The sequence below is a fragment of the Desulfomonile tiedjei DSM 6799 genome (genome assembly GCF_000266945.1).
Classification (GTDB): domain Bacteria; phylum Desulfobacterota; class Desulfomonilia; order Desulfomonilales; family Desulfomonilaceae; genus Desulfomonile; species Desulfomonile tiedjei.
Map to the genome: position 1 here is coordinate 6261790 of NC_018025.1, position 15642 is coordinate 6277431.

The 15642-nt window shown below is 52.3% G+C and carries 16 protein-coding genes; 4 read left to right on the plus strand and 12 right to left on the minus strand.

Going from position 1 to position 15642, the window contains the following annotated elements:
- Positions 1 to 44: 44 nt before the first annotated feature.
- Complete coding sequence (locus DESTI_RS26965) at positions 45 to 815, minus strand: MBL fold metallo-hydrolase (RefSeq protein WP_014813126.1); 771 nt, start codon at positions 813 to 815, stop codon at positions 45 to 47.
- Positions 812 to 1840: a carbon-nitrogen hydrolase family protein gene (locus DESTI_RS26970; protein ID WP_014813127.1), complete on the minus strand. Its 1029-nt coding sequence runs from the start codon at positions 1838 to 1840 to the stop codon at positions 812 to 814. Before DESTI_RS26970 ends, DESTI_RS26965 begins: the two co-directional genes overlap by 4 nt.
- 390 nt (positions 1841 to 2230) lie before the next feature.
- On the opposite strand from DESTI_RS26970, the gene DESTI_RS26975 reads away from it, so the two are divergent.
- Positions 2231 to 3193 carry a helix-turn-helix domain-containing protein gene (locus DESTI_RS26975; RefSeq protein WP_014813128.1) on the plus strand — a complete coding sequence of 321 codons (963 nt, stop codon included), beginning with the start codon at positions 2231 to 2233 and terminating at the stop codon, positions 3191 to 3193.
- A 280-nt stretch (positions 3194 to 3473) separates the two neighbouring features.
- On the plus strand, positions 3474 to 4160 hold the full coding sequence (locus DESTI_RS26980) for a DNA polymerase (RefSeq protein ID WP_157212289.1): 687 nt from the start codon (positions 3474 to 3476) through the stop codon (positions 4158 to 4160).
- A 300-nt stretch (positions 4161 to 4460) separates the two neighbouring features.
- On the opposite strand, the gene DESTI_RS26985 is transcribed toward DESTI_RS26980, so the two are convergent.
- The 7 genes from DESTI_RS26985 to DESTI_RS27015 form a co-directional block, all read right to left on the minus strand.
- A complete protein-coding gene (locus DESTI_RS26985; RefSeq protein WP_014813129.1) occupies positions 4461 to 5198 on the minus strand; it encodes a helix-turn-helix domain-containing protein in 738 nt (245 codons plus the stop codon).
- A gap of 426 nt (positions 5199 to 5624) precedes the next feature.
- A complete protein-coding gene (locus DESTI_RS26995) occupies positions 5625 to 6179 on the minus strand; it encodes an HPP family protein (protein ID WP_014813130.1) in 555 nt (184 codons plus the stop codon).
- A gap of 126 nt (positions 6180 to 6305) precedes the next feature.
- Positions 6306 to 6608 carry an FmdB family zinc ribbon protein gene (locus DESTI_RS27000; protein ID WP_041287695.1) on the minus strand — a complete coding sequence of 101 codons (303 nt, stop codon included), beginning with the start codon at positions 6606 to 6608 and terminating at the stop codon, positions 6306 to 6308.
- Between the two features lie 206 nt (positions 6609 to 6814).
- Positions 6815 to 6982, minus strand: coding sequence for a hypothetical protein (locus tag DESTI_RS31035; protein ID WP_157212290.1), 168 nt, complete (start codon positions 6980 to 6982; stop codon positions 6815 to 6817).
- A 152-nt stretch (positions 6983 to 7134) separates the two neighbouring features.
- Positions 7135 to 8982 (minus strand): MtaA/CmuA family methyltransferase, encoded by a 1848-nt coding sequence (locus DESTI_RS27005; RefSeq protein ID WP_014813132.1) that lies wholly within the window; start codon positions 8980 to 8982, stop codon positions 7135 to 7137.
- 43 nt (positions 8983 to 9025) lie between these two features.
- On the minus strand, positions 9026 to 10336 hold the full coding sequence (locus DESTI_RS27010) for a uroporphyrinogen decarboxylase family protein (RefSeq protein ID WP_014813133.1): 1311 nt from the start codon (positions 10334 to 10336) through the stop codon (positions 9026 to 9028).
- A complete protein-coding gene (locus tag DESTI_RS27015) occupies positions 10300 to 11211 on the minus strand; it encodes a tetrahydromethanopterin S-methyltransferase subunit H family protein (protein WP_014813134.1) in 912 nt (303 codons plus the stop codon). Before DESTI_RS27015 ends, DESTI_RS27010 begins: the two co-directional genes overlap by 37 nt.
- A 1257-nt stretch (positions 11212 to 12468) precedes the next feature.
- Here DESTI_RS27015 and DESTI_RS31660 point away from each other — a divergent pair.
- Entirely contained in the window at positions 12469 to 12591 is a 123-nt protein-coding gene (locus DESTI_RS31660) for a hypothetical protein (protein ID WP_272913423.1), read from the plus strand.
- Here DESTI_RS31660 and DESTI_RS31510 read toward each other — a convergent pair.
- The 3 genes from DESTI_RS31510 to DESTI_RS27045 form a co-directional block, all read right to left on the minus strand.
- The gene (locus tag DESTI_RS31510; protein ID WP_336884481.1) at positions 12566 to 12883 is read right to left on the minus strand and encodes a nucleoside 2-deoxyribosyltransferase; all 318 of its coding nucleotides are present in this window, start codon (positions 12881 to 12883) and stop codon (positions 12566 to 12568) included. The two genes, DESTI_RS31660 and DESTI_RS31510, sit on opposite strands and share 26 nt — an antisense overlap.
- Positions 12778 to 13458 carry an AAA family ATPase gene (locus DESTI_RS31515; RefSeq protein ID WP_237671457.1) on the minus strand — a complete coding sequence of 227 codons (681 nt, stop codon included), beginning with the start codon at positions 13456 to 13458 and terminating at the stop codon, positions 12778 to 12780. Before DESTI_RS31515 ends, DESTI_RS31510 begins: the two co-directional genes overlap by 106 nt.
- Before the next feature lie 154 nt (positions 13459 to 13612).
- Positions 13613 to 14302: an ABC transporter ATP-binding protein gene (locus DESTI_RS27045; RefSeq protein ID WP_014813137.1), complete on the minus strand. Its 690-nt coding sequence runs from the start codon at positions 14300 to 14302 to the stop codon at positions 13613 to 13615.
- 506 nt (positions 14303 to 14808) lie between these two features.
- On the opposite strand from DESTI_RS27045, the gene DESTI_RS27055 reads away from it, so the two are divergent.
- The gene (locus tag DESTI_RS27055; RefSeq protein WP_014813138.1) at positions 14809 to 15627 is read left to right on the plus strand and encodes a hypothetical protein; all 819 of its coding nucleotides are present in this window, start codon (positions 14809 to 14811) and stop codon (positions 15625 to 15627) included.
- The last annotated feature ends 15 nt before the right edge of the window (positions 15628 to 15642 follow it).

Here is a 15642-nt window from a genome sequence, read left to right on the forward strand (position 1 = left end):
TATGCCAAGCCTGACCCAGACATAGCCGTTGAGTTTGTGAAGTATCAGAAGCCATATGATTCACCATCCTCAGGCACTAATACGCGCTGCGTCATCCCATTTTCCTTGAGGAAGTCACGCAGTTCTTTTCTCGATAGAGTTGCGTGGTTCACAGACTCCATATGGCTGGCAATAATGGTTGCCCCTGCTGCTGCCTGATACACATCATAAACATCCTGTTTGCCCATGATGATGGAGCCAAGGCCAATGACCTGAGCGTCGCCGCTGTTCAGGACAATGACATCGGGTGCATATTTGTTTAGATTATCTTCGACGTACTGATTCCAGACAGTATCCCCTGCGAGATAAAGGGTTCTTTCGTCAGGATGCTTAAAGACAACACCGCATACTTCCCCCAGTACATCCCCCATTCTTCCTAGGGCCTCATCAGTGCCATGCTGGCCAGGGGTTTTGATGAGAGTTATGTCATAAAAAACAGTATGCTCGGTCAGAATCCGAGTGTTGATGAATCCTGTCGCCTGAATGTCTGCTGCATCTTTCTCGTTCTGCGCAAAGATAAGCATCTCTTTAGGCGCCAGATTTTTGGCGGCTTCGTCCCAGTGGTCCGGGTGAACATGGGTAACAATTATCGCATCGACATCAAGAACCTCGTTTACGGAAAGAGGCAAATCGACTAGCGGATTGAACTTATGGCTATTGACAGTGCCCTCGAATCCAGGATATGCCCCCTTTTCTGCCAGCATGGGGTCAACTAGAATTTTTTTGCCTGCATATTCGATTTTGATGGTCGCGTTTCGCACTTGTAAGATCTTCATGAGATATCGTTGCCTCCCTTTCTTTCGTCGGAGGGATCATGTTCCAATGTATTCGACACCACTTTATGTTCCCCGCTAAAGGGCATAACTACAGGATTGGGACTGGAGTTGAACATCAAACGAACGACATCGGGGCGTGAATAATGCCCCACCGGGTCGGCGACTGATTTGGCATAGGCGATCATACCTAGATCGATTTCCGCAACAAGCAACCCTTCAGCGTTTTCCGGCAATGGTTCTGCCAAGGGCGAGCCATCCGGACCGAAAATGCGCGCATGGCCACCGCCGGGTTTCAGGAACTCGGCCTTGTCCGGAGTGTCGCAAAGAAGATCGACCATCTCTTGCGAAATCGTCGCGCAGGCGGCCACCACAAAACACTGGCCTTCGGCGGCGTACATTTGACTGGCGGCGCTGTTCAGTTCAGGCCCCAAGGCGTAGGCAATGCCGCTGTAGAGGCTGAAGCTGGGCCAGGAGGCTATGTGAATTTGCTCATTTTGTGAATACATGGCGTACTTGGTGAGCGGCTGCAAATGCTCCCAACAACACAGGGCTCCAACCCGGCCGATTTCGGTGTCGTGAACAACCAGGTGACTGCCGTCGCTCTCGCCGAACACCGTGCGTTCAACGTGGGTTGGCTTCAATTTTCGACGACGGGAAATGACTTCACCGTCAGGCCCGTAGTGCCATTGCCCCATGTAGAGACTCCCGCCGTCCTTCTCGGAAACGCCGACAATTGCGTGCAGTCTGTTGCGACGTGCAGCCTCGCACAACGCCTCATCATGCTCGCCGCCAACAATCACGGAATTCTGGTGATAGCGTCCGACAAATTGCATTCCCCAGGCTGGCGCGCCGAGCCAGATCCACCATGGATAGCCGGGAATCCAAGTCTCGGGGAAGGCAATGAGCTTCACACCCTGGGAACCGGCGTCGTCCATAAAGGCGATCGCTTTCTCAACCGACTTGTCGAGATCCAGAAATACCGGTGCTGCCTGTACAGCAGCCACTTTCAATGGTGATTGCGCCATTGGGTCTCCCTCCCTGTTGTGTAGTGTCCTGGAAAGCGTTTCTTAATGCACGCGCACTTTACGGAACTTATTACCAGGTTGTCTTGCCCAATGCTTTGCTGTGAAGGAAAAAAAAGTTGTCTCTGCGGGCATAAAACGGCATTCTATGATGGACTCCCCAAACATGGACAGGAGCTAGCTCTAGTTGGATGAGCCGCCCTGTTGAACTAGAAACCGGGTTGAGATTGCAGGGGGTTTTGGGAATCCTGTGAACGAGATATACGGGAGCTTCAGGGCTCGGGGTGGCTCTTCAGGCGACCAAAGGGTGGTGACTATTGGTCTTGACAGAGTGGCCGAGATCGTTCTATCCATTATTTGGCGTAAAAGCGCTTTGAAGAAGACGAGTACAATATGCCCGTGAGGTTTAGTACAAAAGGGGTGAAAGAAAAAGATCGCTTTTCTTATTGGCGGGAAGTTGTGTGTGACGTTTATGTCCTGCTCGGTTGCGAATCGGAAATGGCTGACGAATTTCACGGCGGCCTTGTGTTAGAGCGGTTACCGGGCATTTCGGTTTCCTCGGTTTTTTCCGACCCGTTAACTGTCAATCGCCGCAAGAAAGATATTGCCCGCTCAAACGATGATTGCTTTTTGCTGGGTGTGCAGTTGAAGAACAAAGTATATGTTATTCAACATGATCGCATAGCCGAATTGGACCCAGGGGACTTTGCGATATATAGCAGTACCGAACCCTATCAACTACTCTGTCCTCGTTCGTACAAGCAGTTGGTCTTTCAATTTCCGAAATCCGACCTCTTGGCGCGACTTCCAAATTGTGAACTTCTGATGGCCAGAAAGGTCAGCAGAGGCAACGAGATCGGGAGGCTTGTGAGTGGAAGTCTTGTCGATTTCTCTCGAATAATCGGCAATACCGATGAAGTAGTGCAGCATTATATGAAGGATACCGTACTTGATCTCATCGCAACCGGACTGGCATCACTTGAAAACAGCACATTCGAGTTAAGCCGGCCGGAACAGCATCTGATGTTGCGAGCCAAGTCTTATATTCACGCAAATCTCGGCAATTCCGACTTGTCGAGGGAAATGGTCGCAAAAGCCATGGGTATGTCGGTTCGACGGTTGAGTGGTATTTTTTCCAAGGAAGGTACTACCATCACAGCCTACATTCGCTTCATGAGACTGGAGCGAATCGCACGGGATTTATTGAATGATCTTTTTCACCGACAATCGATCAGCGAAATCGCTTTTCGCTGGGGCTTCAACAACCTACAACATTTCTCCAAAGTTTTCCGCATTCAATACGGGATGTCTCCCCGTGACTATCGGCAGCATGCAAGACCGTTGTGGGCAGTATAGCACTTTCATTGTCGTGGTACAGAGGGTGGAACCGGGGCGGGTTCTGAGAATCGCGATCCGGTCGGTTCTTTTTGTCATTGTCAATTCTACGCAAGGGCTGCTCAGTTCTCTCTTTTTTGGAATTAACAGTCCTATCAAAACGCCTAATTTCATCATTTCTACTAATAGCGGTAATGAAGAAAACACACCATAACTGGCTGGGTTGCTCTGTGGGGCATAGTCACACCACTTAAGGGTGAAAGCTTTTGGGGGAGCTGGGGCGACTGGATTTGGTCTATCCTTGCCAGCTCATCGCCCTCGACTCACTATAGGAATAACCGTTTCAGATTTGGCGGCTATGAGCATAGTCACGTTTGATGACCTGTTTTGCGGGAAACTGGTGAGTTCCCGGCCTCCAATAGCTGTATCCTCTGATCGGACCTGTTGGTCAACTTCAGGCATGGAACTCTCCCTCTTTTGTCGAACACAGTGGCTGAGTCTACCACGACTAGGCATCGCTGGGCCAAGAAATGCGAACTCTCGTGCTCAGGCCAAGACTGTCAACTTCTCCATTTGCTACGGTGGAACCGAATGGTCGCTCAAGGACAATTTGGGGCTCGGGTTCAGAGGGTTCGAGCAAGCTCAGCAGATCTTGGCCGAAATGAAACACATCTATCCCGGCCTGTTTGCTTACCTTGAAGGCGTGAAGGAGACTTTGGAGAACTCCCCGGATGGTGAACAGTACGTACGCTCTATTCGTGGCCGCAGGAGGGGATTCGCGCACTCCGGAGAATTGACTGAGCGAGAAAGACGACAGGCGGCTAATGCCGTCGTACAAATGTTAGAAGCCGATGTATTTAAGAAAACAGTCCTGGAACTTGATAAGGCTTTTAAGCGGGAGGGTCTTCCTGTAGAGATAGCGCTGCAGCTGCATAACGGCATATGGTTCGCATGCCCTCAAGATCTTCAGGAGAGTGCTAAGACATAAACAAAACAGGTGATGGAGAATTCCGTGCCTCTGTCTGTGTCTTTGGTGCCGACTCTTGACTGAGTAAGGCATCCCTCAGGTGCCCTTTTGAAAGAATTCGTTCGATTTGAACTTCGCCGACTCCTGCCATTGATCTTTCAGTGACAGAGCCAATTTTCAATTTTTCTCACCGATTGTCGCACTGGTCTACCGGTGCCTATACCGATGGAAACCGAAAGAAATCGGTCCGTTCACGATGTCACATGCGGTCTAAGGCAATCAGAAGGTTAAATCAGTTCCCTAATAAGGAAGGAGACAGGATCAAATAATCTTTGCCGAAACGTCCATTTCTTCTGCGCGGAACAGAACCTGCCCGTGAAAATTCATCAGTCGGACCAAAGCATTCCAGTCCCCGGATGCCTTCCCCCCCAAGTGGTAGGCGCAAACTCCTTTAACCGGGAGCCCATCCAGAAAGCCGTCCAAGGCTTCCTCGAAGGTGAATAGTTCCCCACGGGAACAGCAACCTTCCAACGTAGGGGATCCGGAACCTATCATTCCTTTATAGCCTCGTTCGATGGCTCTGTGAGCCGCTGACCGCCAGGCATCGGCTGCGGCCATAGGGCCAGATCTTTCGCAGATGCTCGCCAGATCTGCAATTACCATCTCTCCCGCCGCCTCAAATTTGGCTACGGGAAACCCTCTCTCTGTCAAAACCTTTCGGACTTCTTCCGGCTTTTGCCACCAGCAGGCTTTGAAGAGGAGATATCCCTTTCGAGCATTTTCTCTGAAAAAACTAGCCTCAAAGTCCCAAACATCATTTTGTTCAGCCATCAGTGCCAGCGTGTGGCCAGGAACAAATTCGACTGACGCGGAACGACGGTGCAGTAGAGGAGAGGCCCCTGCTGTTTTCTGCATGAACTCGGCAAGCTTTTCTCTGTCGATGCGCCACTCCTTGCCAAATTTCGCGGCGGGCAGTTGGCCCAGACGGCACATTTTGTACACCGTGTTGGTGTGCGCTCTCAGAATTGATGCGACTTCTTCAACTGTCAAAAGGTCCATAACGTTACTTCCGGTCCTTATATACTCTGAGCACTAACTCTTCATTCTTAGATCTCTGCCCCTGACTGCCTGAATGGATATTGCTTAGGCGGTCAACACGGATCACGGGGGATTCGACGATCACGGGCTTCTCTCGAACACCCGCCACAAACCGCATGAGAGCGGCTCGATAAAAAATATACGTCTCCAATTCCATTTCGTCAACGCATCTTAACTTCTCGTCCAATGATCTAACATGTAATAACAATTACTATTGACACTGAGAGCCTCAAGCAACGACCAGGAAAGACGGCACCCAGTGATGATCTGGAACAAGCCAATGGACTCTAGCCGAATACGATCAGGCAAAACCAGATGACAAACTGAGGTCCTGTGAACCGTAGCGGCCATCAGCTCGGCCTCTCCTTGAAGCGCTTAGACTTGCCTTCAATCGGGTTTTCGATGAATCCAGAACTCAGGGTAACGCCTCTCGCTGGCTATGTTATTTACCAAAAGTGCGGTGAACAAGAGAAACAAAGCTCCTGCTCCTGCAGGCGCAATAACGTAAGAGAACCCCATGTTATGAATGCTGTCAGGGCCAATTACCGCGAAAAGTGCCGTACCTCCGCCCGGTGGATGCAGGGTTTTGGTCAGTTGCATAGCCGCAATAGCAGCGGCAGTTCCGATGCCCGCAGCAAGCCATGGATGTCCTGGTAAGAGCTTGAATGATAAGACGCCCGCAAGAGCTGATAGCACATGTCCTCCAACGAGGCTCCGGGGCTGTGCGAAGAAATGTTGTCTGTTGCCAAACACCAGAACCGCCGATGCGCCAAAAGCGCTTGTGAGAAGCAATGAATCTTGGCCGGAAGGGACAGTAAAATCCACAAGCCCCAGTCCTGCGATTCCGAGAAACGCCCCCAAGCACCATCGGCAAGCATCCCGAAGGGTGACTTTCTCGGCAGGTTTCGTCTCGTCCAGTAATATTTTCGAATTCTGTACCATACGGTCTGCCTCGCGTGCGGCACGTTCTGAGCCGACTAAGGAAGCGGCTACCCTCATCCTAGACGGAACAGCCGCCGTGCTCCGCATTTGTCCCGAATGATCCACCTGAGGTAAACAGCTTCTGTTTTATTCGGGCTTCACGTTTCCCAGGGCCAAATCTATCCGATCTTGGAATGGGTTGGTCTTGGTCATTTTCACTGCACATCGACACGCGTGCGTATGTCCGCAGGACTTGGCTGCATCGGCATGAACATGCCCTTTGCCTGCGCCGGCAGAGGAAGAGATAACGCTGAATCTGGAGACTTGAGCAGCTCTCATCACTCCGCCGCAGTGAACACAAATGAGTTCCATCTCGTTCTTGATCGTAGTATCCGCGAGTACATCACGACTGGCTTCACATTCGACACACACGAACTCGTAGATTGGCATGACACTATCCCTTTCTCTCGACTTCCTTCGAAAATCAACAATGTCCGTAGCAAAACTGCCGTTACTTGCAATCTGGCCTCTCTTTGTCGATTGCCATCTCATTCGTGTACTAAGTGCACACTCAGGAGTGGCAACAAGAAGGGGGGGACTGGTGGAAAGAGCAAATTCGATGAAGATATTCTCTTTCGCCCAGGTCCGATCAGACTTCATGATTCCAGATCAATCGTTTCATGCCCGGCAGCACAGGCCCTCATGAATCTATCGAAAAAGGCTTTCAGCTCTTCTTCAGACAACCCATATTTTGTCATCAATTCCTGGTCCGTCATTGTCTCAATATCGTTTCTCGCCTCTGAAACGGATACAGCCCTTCTCACTTGTGACCCCCATGAGATTCCGTCCTACCTGACGGGATGTTCATAGAGATAGCGTGTTCAGCCACCATCAGATCAGCTTTAAACTTCGACAATGTGCCGAGGAGAGTGCCAAAGACGCCCTCCTCAGCTTTGACAAAAAAAACAGGTTATTATTATGCGGCGGCTCCAAGGTGCTCCTTTACGAGCATGACCGCTGCGTTGGCGTCAGAGCCGTACTTCACACCCATCTGTTTAGCAATCTTCTCGTTCATGGCTGCTCCACCGGCCATGACCAGGTACTTGTCACCTAGACCTCCGGTCTTGAGCGCCTCAACCGTCTCTTCTGCGTAGGTGACGGATGAGTTGGTCATGACTGACATGCCGATGGCTACAGCGTTGTGGAATTGGGCCGCTTCCACGAACTGTTCGGGTTTCACGTTCTTTCCAAGGTCGATAACATTGTACCCATTGGCCTTGAGCATGAGGACCACAAGATTCTTTCCGATGTCCTGAGTATTTCCACGTACAAGCCCCATGATCACAGTCTCTTTCTTGCTCACTCCTGCACCCGCCGCCTCCAGAAGCGGAGTGAGGATGGGCATTGCCTTTTCCATAGCTTTGGCGGCCTTTAACATGTCAGTGATGAAGCGTTCATTACGTTCATACAGGTCGCCTATCATCTTCATTCCGAGGGAGAGGCCATCGAAAATGATCTGCTGGGGGGGCAAACCTCGCTCCAACCCCTTATTTGTCCATTCCACTACCTTGTCCCCGTCATATTCCATGATGGCATTGGCCAAACCGAAAAATACTTCCTGTTCAGGAGTCCGCACTGCAGCCTGGGTCTTGTCAATGCCCATTCTGACTATTTGATCGTTTTCCGTGGAGATCTTGCGCATACCGGGATGTTTCGGATGGCCGGCCAAGTAGACATTGCTCAGGTCGCCGAGAGCCTCCACATCCATGGGATACTTGATGGCCGCGCATGTGTCGATCAGGGCGCGCATATTTTCTTCGGGCACTGTCCAGTCAATGTCGCAACCCGGCATACAGATAAAGCCTCCGTTATATCCGACCTCAGCGGCGAGTTTCTTCACCTCGTTGGCCACATCTTGAGGTGTACCATGAGTAAGTGTTGAATAAGGACTAAGAGTGCCCATCAGCGAAATTTCAGCGCCGATGGTCCGTTTCGCAATGTCCATGCCAGGGTACATATCGCCGTTGAAGTTGAAGCAGCCATTCTTGGCGATATCCGGCCAGATTGGCTGAGTATAGGTGCAGGTGTGAGTGAATCCGATCCCTCCGATTCCCTTGATGTACGCAAACAACTCCTTTTGATAGGGCAATCCGAACTCATGGTAGAGGTCAGGTGGGAGAATGTCGCAGGAGCAGAAGGGATCGAGGATGTTGCATACGTCGATGCCGGCTTCGAACATCATTTTGCAGATGTTCTTCACGCAATCGAGCGATAGTTCGATAATTTCCTTTGCATAGTCCGGCTCGTCGGCCAGGTAGGTGAAAAATTCGCTTGTTCCAGTCACCATCTGGGCAGTGGTGATGGGACCGCCAACTGGAGTGGCTAGCGCATGGGTGTCCTTCCAACCCTCTTTGACGAATGTACGGATTTCCTCCTGGATGGCACGCAAGCGCCCCTTTTCGGGGTTGAACCCTTTTGAGGTATAGGTCTCTTTCAAGCGATAGAAATCCTCTTTGGTGGGAGCAGGATGCGAGATTAAGGAAGGCTGGGCGTAGGGGAGATATTCCAAGACCGCACCCAGATTTTCCACTGGAGTGAACAGGTCGGTACCGGCGATCACTACATCCCCACCGAATTTCTGGTGAGCCTTTATCTTGGCTCTTGCTTGTGCTTCGCCGTCAAGGAGAACTTCGTTGACCCTAACGCCCCCTTCTCGAATACCCCGTGTCATCAATAGTGGGCATACGGGCACCTGATCGGGCAATGACTCCATGGTGACTGCCGCAAAAACTCTTTCTCGACTGGTCATCTTTGAAACGCTCATTTTGCTTCACTCCGTTGGTTGGTAGTTGTTGTTTTCGGTGTGCTCAAAGCACCTTCTGCCCTCTCATTGAATGAATTCGTGCCCTTCGGCCCACCTCCTTCCTAACTGTCTGGATTGGCAGCGGGGCGTAGTGACTGATCGCATCGGTGTGGATAAGTTGCGAATCAAATTTCGGAAGCCGAGCCGACATGGTTTTTCTTGATGCCTCTTCAATGATGCTCCGAATCGGCCCGACATTCCTGAAAGAATCAAAATCGTCATGACTCAGATTCCGTATCAAGGTGGCCCCACGTACAGCGTCGAGCACTTCCTCCATGGAAGACAGACTGTCCAAGGGGGCTGCAATTACTGGAACACTGTGAGCCAACTCTGTTATCAGTGAAGCAATGCTGGCCTTGTCTTGATCTTCAAGAGCAGCGCCCAGAGCGCACAGATCATTGGCCACATGCAGCACCACGGATGCCGGTAGTCCTTGGCGAATTTGTCTGACCCCCATATCTGTGGCTCTGGTATCCAAGTTGACTATTTCGATCCCGAGATCGGCAATATCTGAGAGAATAGGTCTGATGGCCCCACAACTGTGAAAGCAGATCGCTGCTGAGGTCAAACTCCGCAGTCTCGTCAGCAAATCTCTCAGCCTAGGACGTATGTAGGTTCGAAAATCCGAAGGGGAAAAAAACATGCTGTTTCCAAAGCCGAGATCATCGCAGTAAACTATAACATCGGGCTTTCGGGCGAGTTTCCCTAACATGTAGGCATAGGATTCCACGATGGTTTCGAGGGACCAATCGAGTAAAGCCGAAGCCATCTGCCAGTTGGTGGTGCAGTCCTCCATGAATTTCCAAGAGTTTCGCAGTAAAAAACACAGATCCAAAAGGCCCGGACACGGCGCATCGGCTATCACGATGTTGCGATCTGCGATTTCGGGTTCAATGTGTTGTACGGGCTGTAGCCACAGGGGCCTGGGGTGCCGTGTTACTTCCAGCAGTTCTGCGGTTTCCAGAGGATGCCCGAGCGGAGAGAAGGTTTTTCCGGCACACAACCACTGCACCCCGAATGGGTCGGCCCATTGCCCGTCCGCGATTTCCGGTTCGTCGAACAACAGACCGGTGCAGAGGAAATCGGATCCCAACCGGAGGCAATCAGTGGCTTCCAATGCCAGAGTCGCGTGAATCGGATTAGCCGTACCCCGACCTGCAGGAACTCCATGAACGACACCGGTCCGGATACCTGTAAGAGAGGTTGTGCCGAGGTCGATCAGTGGCCTTCCCGATGTTGATCCCGCGAGCAACTGAGCGAGCCGTAACCGGCTACCTGTCACTTCCTGTCTGGGGACAATTTGAACATCTTCCATAGTGCGTGTCCTTGTGACAAATTCTGGCCGTCCAGCTCCTGGGCCGCAAAGCCATAGAAGACTTCCGCTGTGGCGGCCACATGGGCAGCCATGGTGGCTTTCTCAATGATGCCGTAATGCAAAAAATCCCCTCCCGCCGCACGGCACGCCACAAGTGCGGTTGCCAAGGACAAATCGATCCACTCCCGACCTAGTTGGTACAAGGCTGTCCATTGCGAAAAGGCATTGGAGAACGCACAGCCAGCCGGATAACCGAACCGTTCGCGTACTGACTGGATTTCCCGCAAGTTCAGTCCGATGGATGGGGGGTCCATCGTGCCCACATCGACAATCGGGACCGAACAGCCAATCTCTTTCAACATCGGATGAAAAAGAGTCTCGATCATTTCGCAACAACCCTCAGGTGTGGGGTTGTCGATGTTGCTGGCAAGGATCAAGACCGTTGCAGGCAAATGGCGTCCCAGTGCCTCAATTTCTGCTCCTTCCGTGTCTTCGTTGAGCGACGCATAGATGCACCGATCCAGAATCCCGAGTTTGGTAGCGGCTTCCAGTCCGGCGAGACGTACCTCAGCCTCGGTGGAGTTGATCAACAAGGGAAGCCTTGTGCGTGCGCCGACGAATTCCAAGAATCTCCCCATGGCTTCCGAAGACGCGGCGATGACGTCAAAAGCCATCTGCACGCCGTAGCGTTCTGAAAGCGTGTTCACCCGATCCACCAATCTTGCCGCACGCTTTTCGTCAAATTCGCCTGCAAAGACGTCAGAAACAATCGAGTGCTTGTCGTAGAAAATACTTCCTACAACAAGGCCCGATGTAGCCCCCAGTGACCCTCCTATGGTTAGGTCTCCGATCTTAACTGGGCGATAGTCTGCCAATTCCTTTTCCTCCTCCCCAGGGAGCGCTTTTCATAAGAGATCTCTCTTTATGACAGAAGTGTGTCACATGGTACTAAGTGGTGTCAAGAGGTTTTAAATGTTATCAACTGTTAATAACGGGAATGCCATTCTAGACCAGGGACAGATTCACTGGAGTCGATTCACCAGAGTACGCAACAAGAGGATGTCCGAGAATTGCAACGGCGTGCGAGAGGCCATTCGGGAAAGTCCACCCATCAAGAGAACGAGAGAAAAAGCATAGTTACCTTTCACAGCTCCAGATCATCTACATTCCGACAGCCAGAATTTATATGACGCGCAAAAAGTCGGGGAAATAGACTGGGAACGGCGGCTCCAATGAGCGTTTTGCCCACGCCCATTTCCCCAATACACATTACGTGATTATGCGTGCGTAAGGTCTCGACAGTTCCCTGTATTGCATCGGCCTGCGCCTGAAAGGGCTTTCGCTTGAGCTGATGCATTACAGGTGAACTTAGCACCGCCATCTTGGTCTTTCCGGAGCCTTCCAAAGGAAAGCGGGTCATTTCCATTGGCGGACCCAATCCAAAAATAGAAATACCTCTCTTACACGACAAGCTCCTAAGAGCTGCAGTCCTGGATAGGGCCAGGAAAACCATAGCAAGATTTGGCGCAAGCTCGGTCATGATGCTTGACTGGGTCGACGTGCGCTTGTCCGACGACGAGGACGCAGCCACCACGAAGGCTGTCCTATAGCGGTTATCGAAAGTCTTGACGGAATCCAATGCCTGCAATGAGAAGAATCAGTAGCGCCGGCGTCCCTGCCGGCGAGAACTTATTGATTTGTTTGGTGAATTGTTCGCCGGCACGGAGGCCGGCGCTACCAATTGCTGGGAACTGCTCTTCACAATCCGTGATTACTTTCGAGAATCGGTATAGTCGTAGCTCGTGATGCAAAGAGCTATTTGGAAGGGCTACAGCCAGCACGGCAGGTCGATGGAAAATACTTCTTTGACGAACCCATTGTGAGGGTTGCCAAAAACGACTGGTTCTCTGAATTCACGTTTCCTGTTCAGCGTGGGGGAAACCTCGACGGATGAAAGGGGAGAAACCCAAGAAGAAGGTCAGGATGAGGAAATAGGAATTGTGCGTTCGCGCCTTCAAATGGGTCTTCATTCTTGGCTTTTTCGGGAACTCCTATCCCCCGAATGCGAGATTACACCCCAATTCGGCAGGGAGCGTCCGCTCCTTGCCACCACCGTACAAAGGAGTGGAAACATGGCTAAAACATTCGAGAGCAAAAGGACTCCAGCCGGAATGGCAGTGATGATGGACGCTATCGTCCTGATTTGTCATGACACGAGGCAACGGGTGTCTAAAGGGAAGTTCTTGTTTTTATGAAATAGAGGACCTGGAGATTTATGGGAAGCCCCTCAAAGTCACCGAGATCTCGGAAATCTGTGCGAAGACCGTAGCATCTTTTGCCCAGGCCCGCGGCGAATCCGATTTCACATGCCGTACCCGAATCAATCTCCGTTCCGTCAAGCACTCCGAGAATAGCATTGCTGCAGCGTATGCCCTGCTCATTCATGCGGCCGATATCTGTGGCCACCTTGGCGAGTACCGCGATACGGCAGTCCAGTTCGTAATGGACTTGGCCTCGGTGACCATCGCCCCGAAAGCCTGTTCCCATGGATCGAAGATCACGCAACCGATTTCTTTGAGGCGGGCTTTTATTCTGTCACGATAGCTCTTCAGCTCAGGAGAAAATCCAAGGGGAGATGCAAGGTAAACGGTGGTCATGTTGAACCTCGGAACAGCATTGGAGCGACGCTCGCTTGGAAGGAACCACAGGATCGTGTTTTCGTCAAGGTGGCCAGTGGCCTCCCTTGGATGTTCCTTTCGCGAGTCGCGTTCCTTGTCATCGGTTATCACCTCCAGTTTTTCCAAAATCTCAAACATGGAGATGATGCCGCGGCCGGCACACCCTATGCCGGGTTCTGGCCCGCCCGCCTCAATGGTCAGGACACCTCCGTATCCGGTTCTTACGATGTCATCACGGTTGATACCGGCCGGTCCGCTTTCCCTCAAAGTATCGAGCACGGTCGGCTGGAGACTCCCGTGATTGAGCATTCGAGTGGAGTCATGCTTGGGATCACAGCCGATCTGGAGCACCTTGTGGCCGGATGCGGCCAGACACACCGACAAATTAGTCGTGATCGTTGACTTGCCGATACCACCTTTTCCATATACTGCGATTTGTTTCATGCGTACGCTTCCACCTTCATTGTGATTCTGAGGATATGCCCTCCCGCTTTGTCTGAGCCGTCAACCTCCGGCTAATGAGCCAAAGGGATCATTCCAGTTCCTCTCTTTCCTCAGTGCGGCCGAGTGCTATTCAGTAGCGAGTGGCCTTGCTTTCTTAAGACGTGATTTGCTCATCTGCCTCAATGACTCCGTCCCGGATGACGATTGTCCTGTCGGTGACCGCGCCTATCTCTCGATCATGCGTGACGAGAATGAAGGTAATTCCTTGGTCGCGATTGAGGGTCCTGAACACTTCGATAAGGTCCGCGCCTGTGCGCGTGTCCAGGTTTCCTGTGGGCTCGTCCGCCAAGATGATGTCCGGTTTGTTCACCAAAGCTCGTGCAATCGCCACCCTCTGCTGCTGACCACCGGAAAGTTGAGACGGAAGGTGATGCGCACGATCCTCCAATCCCACCAGAGTCAGAGCTTCCTGCGCAGCCTTATGGCGTCCTGCGGCTGACACGTGTCCGTAAACAAGCGGCAGCTCGACATTTCGCAAAGCATTGATACGGGGAAGGAGGTTGAATCCCTGAAAAACGAAACCGATCTTCTTGTTTCGCAGTTCGGCGCGTTGATCGCGGGCGAGGTTGGAGACATCTTCACCATCCAGAAGATACCTCCCGGACGTGGGAACGTCGAGGCAGCCCAGAATATTCATCATCGTAGATTTCCCCGAACCCGAAGGCCCCATGATGGACAGAAACTCGCCGCAATCTATGTTGAGGTTGATCTCCTTGAGCGCAGTGACTTCTCCAGCGCCGGTGCTGTAAGACTTCGTAAGATTCTGAATGACAATCAGTGACACTCTTGTCGCGGCTCCTCATGGAGATTTCCGTCGCCTTCCGTCAGAATTGTGGCTTTCTGGAAGGCCAACGCAGTGCTCTTCTCGGTCAGCATAAATTCCGCTGATGGCTGGTCTCCGCGTGAAAAAAGACTTGACAAGTCTCCCACCATAATACTACGGTTCTGAAAAACGTGCCACAAAATAAGTCGAAGCGGAAGATTCGTAGCAACGAGTTCGTCTCGTTGTTCACGTCGCTGTGTCACTGGGTGAACTAATGGGTGAATCTTCCCAGGGAAACTGAAGCAGAAAACCCCGGACCCCGCTGCAACGGAGTCCAGGGTCGGCGGGAATGGTGTTGAGCTTCCCGTGTCCCGCCATTATCCCCTGCTCCAGACCTCCGGTCAAGAATTAGCAACGAGCTGATCAACAGTTGTTCTCAGCCGCAGAGTTCCGTCTGCGGAATGGAGACGAATACCTTCTCACATTGGATTTCATTCGCCGGGCTTCCCGGCTTGGAGAGTCGTGCCATGGTGCGCATTTTCTTGGTTTTCACTCTGTTCATTATGGTGTGTGTTTCGAGTGGTCCCGTTCTTTGTCAGAGCTTTCCGACTGCTTACCCGGGCTCTCTTCCGGGGGTACGGCCTTGCACTCCCCAGCGGCAGATGCAACCGGTGGCGAGAAGCGTAAACGTGACTGTTCCAGTTCCACAACCCCCAAAACCCTATATGCCGCCGACGTGTGCACCGGCGCCCTATTGCCCGCCTCCAGCGGCAGCGGCTCCCTCCCGGCCCATGCCTGTCAGAGTCGACATTGCTGTTCGCCCGGAAGCATGCGATCGGGCACGGCCGGTACCTGTCGTGTATCGCGATCCCGGTTTTCTCGGACCTATCATCAGCCATTCTATCGGGCTCATAGGCGCAACCATAGCTGCCCCTTTTCGTGTAGCAGAGATGCTTTGCCCGCTGGACGCCCCCGCGTGTCCTCCCAAAAGACCGTGCGGTCCGCCTCCATATCCGGCGAACTGCGGCTATCCACCGCCTGCGGCCCCCCAATTCGCTCCCAAGTGCCCGGTGCCGATTACGCAACCAGTGGCTCCGTGCCCGCCCGCTCTTACCTGTGCTCCGTGCGGACCTTCAGTGGCTCCGCTTCCTCCCTGCGCTTCCCCGCCGCCGTGTGCTCCTTTTATACCGCCGGCGGTGGTGGAGCGCGACCAAGAGCCGCCTTGCGCTCCTCAAAGCCTTCTCGGAGGACTGATGCAACTGCCGTTCACCTTGGCTGAACGAGGACGTTTCATCGGTGACATGGGCCGCTCGACTGCAACAGCAGGTCCTGCGGTCTGCCGGTGACGCAGCTTCACCAGT

What these genes read in the sequence shown, in the direction of transcription:
- DESTI_RS26965 (WP_014813126.1), bottom strand. Translation starts at nt 815, where the DNA reads ATGAAGATCTTACAAGTGCGAAACGCGACCATCAAAATCGAATATGCA.
- DESTI_RS26970 (WP_014813127.1), bottom strand. Translation starts at nt 1,840, where the DNA reads ATGGCGCAATCACCATTGAAAGTGGCTGCTGTACAGGCAGCACCGGTA.
- DESTI_RS26975 (WP_014813128.1), top strand. Translation starts at nt 2,231, where the DNA reads ATGCCCGTGAGGTTTAGTACAAAAGGGGTGAAAGAAAAAGATCGCTTT.
- DESTI_RS26985 (WP_014813129.1), bottom strand. Translation starts at nt 5,198, where the DNA reads ATGGACCTTTTGACAGTTGAAGAAGTCGCATCAATTCTGAGAGCGCAC.
- DESTI_RS26995 (WP_014813130.1), bottom strand. Translation starts at nt 6,179, where the DNA reads ATGGTACAGAATTCGAAAATATTACTGGACGAGACGAAACCTGCCGAG.
- DESTI_RS27000 (WP_041287695.1), bottom strand. Translation starts at nt 6,608, where the DNA reads ATGCCAATCTACGAGTTCGTGTGTGTCGAATGTGAAGCCAGTCGTGAT.
- DESTI_RS27005 (WP_014813132.1), bottom strand. Translation starts at nt 8,982, where the DNA reads ATGAGCGTTTCAAAGATGACCAGTCGAGAAAGAGTTTTTGCGGCAGTC.
- DESTI_RS27010 (WP_014813133.1), bottom strand. Translation starts at nt 10,336, where the DNA reads ATGGAAGATGTTCAAATTGTCCCCAGACAGGAAGTGACAGGTAGCCGG.
- DESTI_RS31660 (WP_272913423.1), top strand. Translation starts at nt 12,469, where the DNA reads ATGGCTAAAACATTCGAGAGCAAAAGGACTCCAGCCGGAATGGCAGTG.
- DESTI_RS31510 (WP_336884481.1), bottom strand. Translation starts at nt 12,883, where the DNA reads ATGGGAACAGGCTTTCGGGGCGATGGTCACCGAGGCCAAGTCCATTAC.
- DESTI_RS31515 (WP_237671457.1), bottom strand. Translation starts at nt 13,458, where the DNA reads ATGAAACAAATCGCAGTATATGGAAAAGGTGGTATCGGCAAGTCAACG.
- DESTI_RS27055 (WP_014813138.1), top strand. Translation starts at nt 14,809, where the DNA reads ATGGTGCGCATTTTCTTGGTTTTCACTCTGTTCATTATGGTGTGTGTT.